The sequence below is a fragment of the Neisseria sp. P0021.S007 genome (genome assembly GCF_051956855.1).
Map to the genome: position 1 here is coordinate 1 of NZ_JBQCXA010000350.1, position 795 is coordinate 795.

The following is a 795-nucleotide window of genomic DNA, read 5'->3' on the forward strand; positions in this document are numbered from 1 at the left end:
ACTTGGCGTATTGGTCAAACTGGGTAAGCAGCGTCCGGCGAATGGCTTCAATATCGGGATTGTCCGCATCCGCATACTCATCGACAGCTTCAACATGGGACAGGAACAACCCGCCGCTCTCTTCAATGGTCAACACTCTGCCGCGTCGGATACCTTCGACCAACACTTTCACCGTGCCGTCAGGCAGCTTCAACACCTGCAAAACCTGCGCGACCGTACCCGTACGGTGCAAATCGGATGCAGTCGGATCTTCGGTATTCGGGTCGATTTGCGCCAGCAAAAACACCGGATCGTCATTCGCCATTGCCGCTTCCAATGCCGCAATGGATTTCGGGCGGCCTACGAACAGCGGCAACACCATATGCGGATAAACGACGACATCACGTAAAGGCAGGGTCGCCAATGCGCTGTATTCCTCAAAATGTTTTTCTTTTGTCGGCATATTGTTCTCTACTTGGTAATAAATTCGGAATGTCGCTTAAATTGGGATGGAAAAGCGTATTTCAAGACTTGAAAAAACCGATACACGCTTCTATTTTTATCGGCAACTTTTTGCGATAAAATACACGCCATTCGAGGTCGTCTGAAAGGCTGAAAACTTTTCAGACGACCTCTCGACATACAGCACATCAGGAGTCAGCCATGGCCGACAATACCTCACTAATCGAATTCCCTTGCCAATTCCCCATCAAAGTCAGGGGCGATTCGCATCCCGAATTTGAAAAAAATATTCTAGAAACCGTACGCAAACACGCGCCCGATACCGAGCCGCATCACATCACCACCCGCCTGAGC

Annotated in this window: 2 protein-coding genes; one reads left to right on the top strand and one right to left on the bottom strand. The window is 49.9% G+C overall.

Annotation, left to right across the window (positions count from 1 at the left end; translation table 11 throughout):
• A partial coding sequence (locus ACTHUR_RS13275) for an LON peptidase substrate-binding domain-containing protein (RefSeq protein WP_440398993.1) occupies window positions 1-442 on the bottom strand: 442 nt, incomplete at its 3' end.
• Between the two features lie 200 nt (window positions 443-642).
• Between ACTHUR_RS13275 and ACTHUR_RS13280 the strand changes: the two genes are divergently transcribed.
• On the top strand, window positions 643-795 hold a 153-nt coding region (locus ACTHUR_RS13280), incomplete at its 3' end, for a YbeD family protein (RefSeq protein ID WP_440398995.1).